Consider the following 10678-nt stretch of genomic DNA (forward strand, 5'->3'; position numbering starts at 1 on the left):
CGGCAGCTGCAGTGGGGGGCCTTCGCGAGCGAGCGGGGCGCGTGGCGCCCCTCAGCTCACTTGACGACGATCGCGAGGATGTCGCGCGCGGAGAGGATGAGGTACTCCTCGCCGTCGTACTTGACCTCGGTGCCGCCGTACTTGGAGTAGATGACCTTGTCGCCGACGGCGACGTCGAGCGGGATCCGGTTGCCGTTGTCGTCGACACGGCCGGGTCCGACCGCCTGGACCTCGCCCTCCTGGGGCTTCTCCTTGGCACTGTCCGGGATGACGAGACCGAAAGAGGTCGTCGCCTCTGCCTCGAGCGTCTTGACGACGATCCGGTCCTCGAGGGGCTTGATGGAGACCGACACAGCGGACCTCCCCTTCGCATGTGAGTAGTTCTCTGAGGTACGTGCGCGCTCTCGGACACGTCGTCGCGGGTGCCGTGCCCTGGAGCGCTGCTGGCACACTCACCGGGAGAGTGCCAGCCACTCACTCTAGGAACCGGTTAGCACTCGGTCAAGGCGAGTGCCAACGAGCGGTCCTGGCGAGTCTCTGCGTGCGAGGATCGCCGCATGGATCGCGAGGGCATCGCCCAGCTGCTCAGCCCGGCGGGCTGGGCACTGCTGTCCGCCCTGCCGCCGTACGACGAGAGCCGCACGCTCGCCCTGTCGGAGCGGATGCGCGACGAGGGCATCGATCCCGCGCTGGTCGCCGCCGCGCTCACCCAGTCGCGCCTGCGCGCGAAGGCCGCCGCGAAGTTCGGCACGTTCGCCGACGGCATGCTCTTCACCGCCGCGGGCCTCGAGCAGGCGACGCGCCTCACCGTCGCGGCCCACCACGCGCGCAGGTTCCGCGACGCCGGCAGCACCCGGGTGGCCGACCTGACCACCGGGATCGGCGCGGACGCGATGGCCTTCGCGGGCATCGGCCTGCGGGTGCTGGCCATCGATCTCGACGAGGCGACCGCGGCGATCGCCACCGTGAACCTGCGGCACTTCCCCGACGCCGAGGTGCGGCACGGCGACGGGCTCGCCCTCGACCTGGAGGCGGAGGGGGTCGACGGCGTGTACGCCGACCCCGCCCGCCGGACCTCGTCGGGCAGCCGCGTGTTCGACCCGTCCGCCTACGAGCCGTCCCTCGACGCGGTCCTCGCGGTGCGCGACCGGGTACCCGCGCTCGGCCTCAAGCTCGGCCCCGGCATCCCGCACACCGCCCTGCCCGACGACGCGCAGGCCCAATGGGTCTCGGTCGACGGCGACGTGGTCGAGGTGGGCCTCTGGTTCGGCCCGCTCGCGCCGGAGGGACCCGGCCGGTCCGCCCTGGTGCTCCGCGCCGGCGAGGCCCACGTCGTGCGCGCCACCTCGGACGAGCGTCCGGCGTCCGGCCCGGTCGGCGGCTACCTCTACGAGCCCGACGGGGCCGTCATCCGCGCCGGGCTGGTCGGCGAGATCGCGCACCAGGTGCAGGGACGACTCGTGGACCCCACGATCGCCTACGTGACCTCGGACGCGCTGACGCCCCTGCCCACCGCCACCGCGTACCGCGTGCTCGACACGATGCCGTTCGGCCTCAAGCGGCTCCGGACCTACCTGCGAGGACGTGACGTGGGGAAGCTGACCATCAAGAAGCGCGGGACGGCCGTGGTGCCGGAGCAGCTCCGCCGGCAGCTGGACCTGCGCGGCAGCGCGACGGGGACGATCATCCTCACGCGCGTCGCGGGCAGCCAGCAGGTGCTCGTGGTGGAGCCCGTCTGATGGCCGTGCCGGTGCGGGTGCCGTTCGCGCACTCCGAGCGGTCGAGCGTCGGGATCGAGTGGGAGGTCGCCCTCGTCGACGCCGACTCCGGGGACCTGCGCCAGGCCGCGGAGGCCATCCTGGCGGCCGTCCGGCCCGCCGACGGCTCCGAGCACCCCCTCATCACGCAGGAGCTGCTGCTCAACACCGTGGAGATCCGCTCGGGCAAGTGCCGCACGATCGCGGAGGCGACGGCCGACCTGCAGCAGGCCCTCGACGAGGTCGAGGCGGCCGCGTCCCCGCTGCGCATCGAGCTCATGGGTGGCGCGACGCACCCGTTCGCCAACTGGGCGCAGCAGAAGGTCACCGACAAGCAGCGGTACGCGACCCTCATCGACCGGACGCAGTGGTGGGGCCGGCAGATGCTCATCTACGGGGTGCACGTGCACGTCGGCATCGAGGACCGGGACAAGGTGCTGCCCATCGCGCACGCGATGCTCGGCGTCTTCGGGCACATCCTGTCGCTGTCGGCGTCGTCCCCGTTCTGGGGTGGCAAGGACACCGGCTACGCGTCCAACCGCGCCCTGCTGTTCCAGCAGCTGCCGACCGCGGGCCTGCCGTTCGCCTTCGAGGAGTGGTCGCAGCTCGAGCAGTACGTGGGCGACATGATGCACACCGGCGTCATCGACCAGTTCGACGAGATCCGGTGGGACGTCCGCCCGTCGCCGCGGTTCGGCACGCTGGAGATGCGGATCGCCGACGGCGCCTCGAACCTCCTGGAGGTCGCCGCGATCTCCGCGCTGACCCACTGCTTCGTGGAGCACTTCTCCTCGATGCTGGACCGCGGGGAGAGCCTGCCGACGCTGCCGCCGTGGTTCGCCCAGGAGAACAAGTGGCGCTCCGCGCGGTACGGCATGGACGCCATCATCATCACGAACGCGGCCGGTGACGAGGAGCTGGTCACGGACGCGATCGGCCGCTGGCTGGTCGAGCTGGCCCCCGTCGCCGAGCGCCTCGGCTGCGCCGCCGAGCTCGAGCAGGTGCGCGTCATCCTGCGCCGTGGCGCGTCGTACCAGCGTCAGCGCGCGGTCGCCCGGCGTCACGCCGGTGAGCTCGACGCCGTCGTGCGCTCCCTCGTCGCCGAGCTCAAGGCCGGTCGCCCGCTCTAGCAGAACTGGGCCACGCCCACTACTTGTCAATACCTACTACTAGGCATAGCGTGGGCGTCATGGACGAGCCCCGCGATCCCCAGCTCCTCAAGGGCGTGCTCCCGATGCTCGTGCTCGCGCTCCTCACCGAGCGCGAGTCCTACGGGTACGAGCTGGTCACCCGCCTGCACGAGGCCGGCCTCGACGACCTCGGCGCCGGGACGCTGTACCCGGTGCTCAACCGCCTCGAGCGCGACGGCCAGATCTCGTCGCGCCTCGTCGCCTCCAGCGCGGGCCCCGCCCGCAAGTACTACCTGCCCACCGACACCGGCGCGGAGCAGCTCTGGAGCACCGCCCGGGCGTGGCAGCAGCTGGCCCTCACGGTCGACGGTCTGCTCGCCCGTGCCACCACGAAGGAGTCCTCATGAGCACCTCCCTGCGCGACGCCCTCGTCCGCGAGCGCTACCTCCTGCGGTTCGACTGGGCCATGCAGGACTTCCCGAAGCACAAGACGGTCGTGCGCGAGCTCCGCACCGAGCTCACCGCCGCCGCGTCCGAGGTGGGCATGCGGCAGGCAGTCGCGGACCTGGGCCACCCGCGGGTGCTCGCGGACGGCTACCTCACCGAGCTGGGCCGGCCCGTCCCGCGCTGGAACACCGGGGCCGTCTGGGGAGGCCTCGCCGTCGGCGCGGTCGTCTACCTGGTCATGGCGTACACCTTCGGGACGCTCGACACGCTCGATCAGCTGGGCGGCGGGACGATCGAGCGTGAGTTCCTGGGCGCGACGGCCGTCTTCACCAGCACCGAGGGCGGCGTGTCGGCGGGCACCACCTTCACGTGGCAGGCGCTCGTGTTCTACGCCGTCGTGTTCACGGTGCCGTTCCTGCTGGGCGCCCGCGTGTGGCGGGTGTGGAGCCGGCCGACCGGTACGCGCAACCCGCGCCGCGCGCCGTCGACGACGACCGCCTAGCTCGCGTCGGTGACGACGAGCTCGTCGGCCATGCCCGCGGCGTAGTGGTGCGGCAGGTTGCAGACGACCTCGTACCGTCCGGCGGGGAGGTCGAGCGTGACCCATCCGACGGCTCCGGAGGGCAGGCCGTCGCCGGCCCCCTCGGCACACGGCGCCGACGCCTCACCCAGGCTGCCGGTCTCGTCCACGGAGCCGTCGACGCCCTGCGGCCGCTCACCGACGGACGCGCCGGGGGCCAGCGGCAGGACGACGAGCTCGTGGGTCCGCCGGCCCATGTTCCGGGCGACCAGCGTCACCTCTCCCGCCTCGACCGACGCGGGCACGACCCGGAGCATCGCGCCGCTGCCGTGCATCCTGCGGACCATGCCTCCGTCGCCGAGCATGACCGCGACGGTGGAACCCGAGGGGTCGACGGTCGGGGTGCACGTCGAGCGGAACACACCCGGCCCACCTCCGTGCATCATGCCGGGACCGGCCTGCTGCTGGTTCACCGTGACGCAGCCCGCCAGCACCGCCGCCGAGGCCACCGCCACCAGGACTCGCGCACCTCGCACCGCACCCACCGCCTCCGGTCCGGCGCCCCGCGGCGCGGGACCCCTTCCCCTGATGGCACGCCGGAGCGTCGTGGCGCGACAGAGCAGAAGGTCCTCAGACCAGTACCTGGGTGAGCGGCATCGAGGAGTCGACGGGCAGGTCCAGCGACGACGGCGGCAGCCCGCGCCGCACCACCGCCGAGCCGAGCGCGGCGATCATCGCTCCGTTGTCGGTGCAGTAGCGGATGGGCGGGATGCGCAGCTCGATGCCGGCCTCCGCGCAGCGCTTCGCGGCCATGTCCCGCAGCTGGGAGTTAGCGGAGAACCCGCCGCCGACCACCAGGGTGTCCACGCCGTGCGCCCGGCAGGCGGCGATCGTCTTGGCGGTCAGCACGTCGGCGACGGCCTCCGCGAACGACGCCGCGACATCGGGGAGCGGCACCTGCTCGCCCGCGTCCTGCCGGGCCTCCACCCAGCGGGCGACGGCGGTCTTCAGGCCGGAGAACGAGAAGTCGGCGGCGTGCGCGGCCTGGTCCTTGGCGGCGGTGAGCCCCCGCGGGAAGCGGATCGCGGTCGGGTTCCCCTCGCGGGCCAGCCGGTCGATGTGCGGGCCGCCCGGGTACGGCAGGCCGAGCAGACGACCGACCTTGTCGAACGCCTCCCCCGCCGCGTCGTCCAGCGTCGAGCCGAGCTCGGTGACGTGCACGGTGTCGTCGAGCAGCAGCAGCGACGAGTGGCCGCCCGAGACGACGAGCGCCATGACGCGCTCGGGGAAGGCGCCGTCGACCAGCTCGTCCACGACGGCGTGCCCGATCACGTGGTTGACGCCGTACAGCGGCTTGTCCAGGGCGAGCGCGAGCGCCTTGGCGGCCGAGGCTCCCACGGTCAGGGGTCCGACCAGGCCGGGGCCGGCCGTCACCGCGATGGCGTCCACCGCGCCGAGCGAGACGTCCGCCGTGGCCAGCGCCCGCTCGATCGTCGGCACCATGGCCTCGAGGTGCGCGCGCGACGCGATCTCCGGGATGATCCCGCCGAACCGCGCGTGCTCGTCCACCGAGCTGGCGACGGCGTCGACGAGGAGGTCGTAGCCACGCACCAGGGCCACGCCGGTCTCGTCGCAGGACGTCTCGATCCCGAGCACGAGGGGGTCAGCCATGCGGACCAGGATAGGTGGCCGCGACGTGGTGACGACCGCCACACCGTCGCCCGGAACAACCGCAGGTAGTTGACGCTTCAACCGTGCATGACCACTGACTCCACCGTCCTGGACGGCCTCGACTTCCCCACCTCCGGTCTGGCCGTCGGCGACGACGTCGCGGACCTCCTGTTCCGCGAGGCCCGCACCGCCGCCGCGTTCACCCCCGACGAGATCAGCGACGAGCAGATCGCCGCGGTGTACGACCTGGTCAAGTGGGGCCCCACCGCCCTGAACACCATCCCCCTGCGCCTGCTCGTGGTCCGCACCCCGGACGCCCGCCGGCGCCTCGCGGCCCACATGAACGAGGGCAACCGCGACCGCGTGCTCGAGGCCCCCGTCTCGCTCGTGCTCGCCGCCGACACCGGCTTCCACGCGCACATCCCGACGCTCGCGCCGCACATGGCCGCGCTCGCCGACGCGCTCGAGGGCCAGCCCGAGCAGCGCGAGTCGATGGCCCGCATGAACGCCCTCATCCAGGCCGGCTACCTGATCGTCGGCCTGCGCGCCGCGGGCCTGGCCGCCGGCCCCATGGGCGGCATGGACGCCCAGGGCATCGACGCCGAGTTCTTCGCGGAGAACGGCTGGAAGTCGCTCCTCGTCGTCAACGTCGGGCACGTCCAGGGTGCCGGTACGCACTACCCGCGCGCCGAGCGCCTCTCCTACACGCAGGCGTCCCTGACCGTCTGACCGGACACCGGAGGCCGCGATCCCCTAGACGGGGGGCGCGGCCTTCCCCGTCTCCACCGGGCGCGCGGGGTCGTTCGACCACTGCGACCACGAGCCCGGGTACAGCGCCGCCTCGACGCCGACCGAGGCGAGCGCGGCGACCTCGTGCGCGGCGGTCACCCCGGACCCGCAGTACACGGCGATCGGTCCGTCGATCCCCGCGAACCGTGCGCGCAGCTCGTCGTCGGGCAGGAACGTGCCGTCGGCGCCCACGTTCCCGGCGGTCGGCACCGAGATCGCCCCCGGGATGTGGCCCGCACGCGGGTCGACGGGCTCGACCTCTCCGGCGTACCGCTCGGCCGCGCGGGCATCGAGCAGGGAGCCGGTCCAGGCGGCGGCCCCGTCGGCGTCGATCGTCGGCAGCGCACCGGGAACCAGCACCACGTCGCCCGGCTCCGGCGTCACCGATCCGGCCTCGAGCGCGAGCCCTGCCGCGGTCCACGCCGCGAGCCCGCCGTCCAGCAGCCGCACGTCCCGGAGGCCGGCCCAGCGCAGCAGCCACCAGACGCGCGCCGCGGACGTGCCGCCCACCGCGTCGTACGCCACGACCGGCCGATCGCCCGAGACGCCCCAGCGCCGCGCCGCCGCCTCGAACGCGGCGAGATCGGGCAGCGGGTGCCGGCCGTCCTGCGGAGTCGGCGGTGCGGCCAGCTCGGTGTCCAGGTCCACGAAGACCGCGCCGGGCAGGTGGCCCGACAGGTACTGCTCGTGACCGTCCGTCTGGCCCAGCGCCCAGCGCACGTCGAGCAGCACGGGTGGCTCGTCGCCCGCCAGTGCCGCCGCGAGCGTCTCGGCGTCCACGATGACCGCGTCCCTCGTCATGCCGGTCCTCCCTCGTCCCGGCGCAGCACCAGACGCATCGTCCACGCGTCGATGTTGCCCGGCTGGTAGTACGCCCGGCGCATCCCGAGCTTCTCGAAACCGACGCTCTCGTACAGGTGGATGGCGGGGTCGTTGTCCACGCGCACCTCGAGGAGCACGACGGCCGCACCGAGCGTCCGGGCGCGGTCCAGCAGGTTCTCCAGCATCCGTCGCCCCAGCCCGCGCCCCTGGAACCGTGCGTCCGTGCCGATCGTCATCACCTGCGCGTCGAACCCGTCGAACCAMAGTCCCGCGTACCCCACCAGCGCCCCGTCGACGACCACGCCCACGTACCAGCGCCCCGTCCCGCCGATCTCGGAGGCGAGGCTCTCGGGCGACCACGCGGCCGCCTCGAAGAGCTCGACCTCCATGCGCACGAGGGCCGGCAGGTCCGCCGGGCGCAGGGCGCGGACGACGACGTCGCCCGGCTGCTCGGTCATCCGAGCACGCGCTTGCGCGCCGCCTGCGGCACCGCGTCGGGACGGCGCAGGTAGAGCGGCTCGGTGCCGAGCTCCTCGCCCGCCGCCGTCCGGGTCAGGGCCAGCCGCGCGAGCTCCGCGGGGTCGGGATCGAGCAACCCGGTCGTCGGTCCACCGCGCAGGACGTCCGGGTAGAGCACGGCACCGCGGCCGATCGCCACCGCGCCGGCCGTGCGCGGGTCGGCGGCGACGTCGACGGCTGCGGCGACCTCGGGGCCCGCCAGCGCCTCGATCACTCCGGGCTCGACCAGCCGGTACAGCGCCCAGTACACCTCGCGGCGCCGGGCGTCGGTGGCGACGAGGACGTCCGTGCCGGACGGCAGCACGCGGGACGCCTGGAGTGCGACCGCGTCGAGGCTCGGGACGCCGTGCACGGGGATGCCGAGGGCGAGCGCGAGCGTGCGGGCCGTGACCAGCCCCACGCGCAGCCCGGTGAAGGGGGCGGGTCCGGTGCCGACGACGACCGAGGAGAGCTCGCGGCGGTCCACACCGGCCTCCGCGAGGACGTCGGCGATCATCGGGGCCAGCAGCTCGGCGTGGTGCCGCTGCTGCGCGTCGGACCGGGCGGCGAGCACCACCCCGGCATCGTCGGTCAGGGCCACCGCGACGGCTGCGGACGTGTCGAGCGCGAGGACGGGCACGACGTCAGCCTGCCACCGGGTCGGCGTCGGGCAGCGCGACGTCCGCCCACCGCGCACCGACGGCCCGCACGGTGACCACGCGCTCGCCCGCGTCCGCGTCGTCGAGGTCGTCGGGAAGAGCTCCGCCGCGCGGCCGCTGCAGGGTGACCTCGAGGCGGTCCTGCGCGAGCGACTCGACCCACCCCTCGCCCCACTCGACCACGGTCACGGCCTCGTCCAGGCCGGCGTCGAGGTCGAGCGCGTCCACCTCCTCCAGCGAACCCAGCCGGTAGGCGTCGACGTGCACGAGCGTCGGTCCGGTCGAGCCGTCCTCGCGCGCGACCGGCGGGTGCTCCCGCGCGATGATGAACGTCGGCGACGCCACCTGCCCCCGCACGTGCAGACCGGCGCCGATCCCCTGCGTCAGGGTCGTCTTGCCCGCCCCGAGATCGCCGGTGAGCACCACCAGGTCGCCCGCCCGGAGCACGCCCGCGAGCGCGCGTCCGTACGCGCGGGTGGCGTCGGCATCGGGGAGCCGGACGGTCACCGCGGTCATGCCGGGAGCTCGCTGTCGACGTGCACGCGCGGCACGCTCGCACCGACCCGGGTGACGATCTCGTACGAGATGGTCCCCGCGACGCGCGCCCAGTCCTCCGCGGTCGGTCCGCCGTCGCGTCCGGTGCCGAACAGCTCGACGCGGTCCCCCGCCTGCTCCGTGGCGCCCGGTCCGAGGTCCAGCACGACCTGGTCCATGCAGACCCGGCCCGCCACGCCGAGCGTGCGACCGCCCACCCGCACGGGTCCGCCGGGCCGCTCCTGAGTGCCGGACGCGTGCCGCGGGATGCCGTCGGCGTACCCGAGGGGCACCAGGCCGAGCACGGTGTCCGTCGGCGTCTCGTACAGGTGCGCGTACGAGACGCCCTGCCCGGCAGGGACGTGCTTGACGTTCGCGAGCTCGGCCTCCAGCGTCATCGCGGGCACGAGCCCGAAGTCGTCGGGTCCCCCGAGCTGCGCCACCGGCGAGAGGCCGTAGACGGCGATCCCCGGACGCACCAGGTCGTAGTGCGCGGCGGGCGTGGTCAGCGTGGCCGCCGAGTTGGCCAGGTGCCGGACCTCGAGGGTGAGGCCGGCGCCCTCGACCGTCTCGAGGGTCTCCGCGAACACCTCGGCCTGGAGCTTGACGGTCGGGTGCTCGGGCTCGTCGGCGAACGCGAAGTGGCTCCACAGCCCGACCACCTCGACGGCACCCTCCGCCCGAAGGCGCAGGACCTCGGGCAGGAGCTCGGCCAGGTCGCCCGGCGTCAGTCCGTTCCGGCCGAGGCCGGTGTCGACCTTGAGGTGGGCTCGCGCGGTCCGGCCCGCGGCTCGCGCGGCGGCGGCGAGCTCGGCCAGGGCCCACGGTGCGGAGACCGAGATGTCGATGTCGGCGTCGACGGCCTCGCGCAAGGGGGCTCCGGGTGCGTACAGCCAGGTGAGCACCCGCGCGTGGGCGATCCCCCCGCGCCGCAGCGCCAGGGCCTCGTCCACCTGCGCGGCACCGAGCCAGGTCGCGCCTCCGGCCAGGGCCGCCGTGGCGGTCGGCAGGAGCCCGTGCCCGTAGCCGTCGGCCTTGACGACGGCCATGACCTGGGCGGTCGGTGCGTGGGCGGCCAGTGACCGGACGTTGGCGCGGACGGCCGCGAGATCGACGACAGCGCGTGCGGGGTAGCTCACGGCGACCAGTCTCGCACCGTCCGTCAGGCGGGACGGACGATCAGGTCGGCCCGCCCGGCGGTCGCCGCGACGAGGCGGGCGTTGCGCTCGTCGGGACCGTGCGACCAGGCGCGGGCGACCTCCGCGGACTTGCCGAACGCCTCGTGCCGCGCCACCAGCCGGTCCAGCCGGAGGCCGTCGTCGGGCGCCAGGAACCACGTCTCGTCGAGCAGGCCCGCCACCGGACCGAACCCGTGGTCGTCGAGCAGCAGGTAGTTCCCCTCGACCACCACCAGCCGAGCCTCAGGCGGGACCGCGATCGCGCCCGCCACCGGGTTGCGCAGGTCGCGGCGGTACTCGGGTGCGTAGACCGTCCGCGCCGGGTCCCGCAGGCGGGTGAGCAGCGCGACGAAGCCGTCCGCGTCGAACGTGTCCGGCGCTCCCTTGCGGTCCGCGCGGCCGATCCGCTCGAGCTCGGTCTGCGCCAGGTGGAACCCGTCCATCGGCACGGCGACGGCGGTGCCACCGACCGCGGCGACCACCTGCGCGGCCACGGTCGACTTCCCGGCGCCGGGCGCCCCGACGATGCCGAGGAGCCGCCGGGGACCGCTCGCCAGCAGGGCGTCCACGCGGGCGCGGAGATCGGGGGCGAGGGTCATGCGTGGAGCAGCTCGGCGATCGTGCCGGGCAGGGCGTCGGCCACCGCACGTGCCGAGACCGGCCCGCCCGGGGT

The 10678-nt window shown here is 74.1% G+C and carries 14 protein-coding genes; 5 read left to right on the forward strand and 9 right to left on the reverse strand.

Annotation, left to right across the window (positions count from 1 at the left end; translation table 11 throughout):
• Positions 1-56 precede the first annotated feature (56 nt).
• Positions 57-353 (reverse strand): co-chaperone GroES, encoded by a 297-nt coding sequence (gene groES, locus AC1DUQ_RS09425; protein WP_056089045.1) that lies wholly within the window; start codon positions 351-353, stop codon positions 57-59.
• Between the two features lie 204 nt (positions 354-557).
• On the opposite strand from groES, the gene AC1DUQ_RS09430 reads away from it, so the two are divergent.
• From AC1DUQ_RS09430 to AC1DUQ_RS09445, 4 genes are read left to right on the forward strand one after another with little or no spacing between them, the layout of a single operon-like run.
• Positions 558-1739 carry a class I SAM-dependent methyltransferase gene (locus AC1DUQ_RS09430; RefSeq protein WP_477061398.1) on the forward strand — a complete coding sequence of 394 codons (1182 nt, stop codon included), beginning with the start codon at positions 558-560 and terminating at the stop codon, positions 1737-1739.
• On the forward strand, positions 1739-2887 hold the full coding sequence (locus tag AC1DUQ_RS09435; protein WP_477061397.1) for a glutamate--cysteine ligase: 1149 nt from the start codon (positions 1739-1741) through the stop codon (positions 2885-2887). The genes AC1DUQ_RS09430 and AC1DUQ_RS09435 overlap by 1 nt, the downstream gene beginning before the upstream one ends.
• 59 nt (positions 2888-2946) lie before the next feature.
• On the forward strand, positions 2947-3294 hold the full coding sequence (locus tag AC1DUQ_RS09440; RefSeq protein ID WP_477061396.1) for a PadR family transcriptional regulator: 348 nt from the start codon (positions 2947-2949) through the stop codon (positions 3292-3294).
• Complete coding sequence (locus AC1DUQ_RS09445) at positions 3291-3836, forward strand: hypothetical protein (RefSeq protein WP_477061395.1); 546 nt, start codon at positions 3291-3293, stop codon at positions 3834-3836. The genes AC1DUQ_RS09440 and AC1DUQ_RS09445 overlap by 4 nt, the downstream gene beginning before the upstream one ends.
• Here AC1DUQ_RS09445 and AC1DUQ_RS09450 read toward each other — a convergent pair.
• Positions 3833-4390: a sulfocyanin-like copper-binding protein gene (locus AC1DUQ_RS09450; RefSeq protein ID WP_477061394.1), complete on the reverse strand. Its 558-nt coding sequence runs from the start codon at positions 4388-4390 to the stop codon at positions 3833-3835. The genes AC1DUQ_RS09445 and AC1DUQ_RS09450 overlap by 4 nt on opposite strands.
• Positions 4391-4484: 94 nt before the next feature.
• On the reverse strand, positions 4485-5525 hold the full coding sequence (gene tsaD, locus AC1DUQ_RS09455) for a tRNA (adenosine(37)-N6)-threonylcarbamoyltransferase complex transferase subunit TsaD (RefSeq protein ID WP_477061393.1): 1041 nt from the start codon (positions 5523-5525) through the stop codon (positions 4485-4487).
• A gap of 87 nt (positions 5526-5612) precedes the next feature.
• Here tsaD and AC1DUQ_RS09460 point away from each other — a divergent pair, with 87 nt between their 5' ends.
• Complete coding sequence (locus tag AC1DUQ_RS09460) at positions 5613-6254, forward strand: malonic semialdehyde reductase (RefSeq protein ID WP_477061392.1); 642 nt, start codon at positions 5613-5615, stop codon at positions 6252-6254.
• A gap of 24 nt (positions 6255-6278) precedes the next feature.
• Here AC1DUQ_RS09460 and AC1DUQ_RS09465 read toward each other — a convergent pair whose 3' ends face one another.
• Genes AC1DUQ_RS09465 through AC1DUQ_RS09490 form a run of 6 tightly spaced genes read right to left on the reverse strand, consistent with a single transcriptional unit; the run spans position 6279 to position 10604 of the window.
• On the reverse strand, positions 6279-7115 hold the full coding sequence (locus AC1DUQ_RS09465) for a sulfurtransferase (RefSeq protein WP_477061391.1): 837 nt from the start codon (positions 7113-7115) through the stop codon (positions 6279-6281).
• Positions 7112-7594 (reverse strand): ribosomal protein S18-alanine N-acetyltransferase, encoded by a 483-nt coding sequence (rimI, locus tag AC1DUQ_RS09470; protein ID WP_477061390.1) that lies wholly within the window; start codon positions 7592-7594, stop codon positions 7112-7114. The genes AC1DUQ_RS09465 and rimI overlap by 4 nt, the downstream gene beginning before the upstream one ends.
• Positions 7591-8274, reverse strand: a complete 684-nt coding sequence (tsaB, locus tag AC1DUQ_RS09475) for a tRNA (adenosine(37)-N6)-threonylcarbamoyltransferase complex dimerization subunit type 1 TsaB (protein WP_477061389.1) — start codon at positions 8272-8274, stop codon at positions 7591-7593. Before tsaB ends, rimI begins: the two co-directional genes overlap by 4 nt.
• Positions 8275-8278: 4 nt before the next feature.
• On the reverse strand, positions 8279-8809 hold the full coding sequence (gene tsaE, locus AC1DUQ_RS09480; protein ID WP_477061388.1) for a tRNA (adenosine(37)-N6)-threonylcarbamoyltransferase complex ATPase subunit type 1 TsaE: 531 nt from the start codon (positions 8807-8809) through the stop codon (positions 8279-8281).
• Positions 8806-9966 (reverse strand): alanine racemase, encoded by a 1161-nt coding sequence (alr, locus tag AC1DUQ_RS09485; RefSeq protein WP_477061387.1) that lies wholly within the window; start codon positions 9964-9966, stop codon positions 8806-8808. Before alr ends, tsaE begins: the two co-directional genes overlap by 4 nt.
• Positions 9967-9989: 23 nt before the next feature.
• Positions 9990-10604 carry a nucleoside/nucleotide kinase family protein gene (locus tag AC1DUQ_RS09490; RefSeq protein WP_477061386.1) on the reverse strand — a complete coding sequence of 205 codons (615 nt, stop codon included), beginning with the start codon at positions 10602-10604 and terminating at the stop codon, positions 9990-9992.
• Positions 10605-10678: the final 74 nt, after the last annotated feature.

The sequence above is a fragment of the Cellulomonas sp. P4_B5_2 genome (genome assembly GCF_056402235.1).